The organism is Methylobacterium sp. WL103 (genome assembly GCF_008039885.1).
In the GTDB taxonomy this organism is placed as follows: domain Bacteria; phylum Pseudomonadota; class Alphaproteobacteria; order Rhizobiales; family Beijerinckiaceae; genus Methylobacterium; species Methylobacterium cerastii.
The window spans coordinates 1-779 of the sequence record NZ_VRUX01001096.1 but is presented as its reverse complement, the minus strand read 5'-3'; the positions used below and the strand labels follow the sequence as shown (position 1 = coordinate 779).

Annotated in this window: 1 pseudogene; it reads right to left on the bottom strand. The window is 70.5% G+C overall.

Features of this window, described 5'->3' with window-relative positions:
- Positions 1-17: 17 nt before the first annotated feature.
- A pseudogene (locus tag FV222_RS28015) lies at positions 18-779 on the bottom strand (formyl transferase); the annotation flags it as partial.

Here is a 779-nt window from a genome sequence, read left to right as displayed (position 1 = left end):
CCCCCCCCCTTTTTTTTTTAAACCAACAACACGCAAACCCCCATCGGCCCCGGTCTGGTGGGCTGGTTGATGTTTATAAGAGACATATCCTGGATCGGTCGGATCAGCGCGCCGCCGCGCGCGACGATGCGTCCGGCCGGACGCGCCGAGGCGACGTCCACCAGCACCGGGTTGTGGGCGTGCGGCGTCCAAGGCCCGCGGAAATCCGGGGCCGACCAGAGGTGGAGCGCATCCGAGTAGGAGCCGCTGCCGAGCGCCGCCCCGAGCGGCGCGTCGCGGACCGTCGCGAACATCCACCACAGGCCGCCGTGCTCGACGAGCGTCGCGTCGCTGGCCACCACTCCGGACACCAGCGTCGCCTCCTTCACCCAACCGCCGGGGAAGGCGGTGGCGCGGTAGAGCTCGATCGTGCCGGCGCTGCCGGTCTCGGGCACCATCCAGGCCTCGCCGTCGCGCACGAAGACGAACGGGTAGGACAGGTGATGCGCCTCCTCCAGCACCGGCACCGGCACGCCGATCGGCCCATCGGACCCGACCCGAACCGCCGAGACGATGCCCTTGGCCAGAGCGTGAACGTAGTCCTCGACGAACAGCCAGGTCTCGCCGCGATGGTCGAGGGGGAACGGGTCGGCGTAGAAGCGCCGGCCGTCGTCGGGCAGCGTGGTCCAGCCGGCGTCGGGGTGGCGGCGCAGGTCGATCACATCCGGCGAGCCGGCGAGCCGGCGCCAGCCGACCCGCCAGTGCGGGGCATGGTAGCAAAGGTGATACAGCCGCTGCGC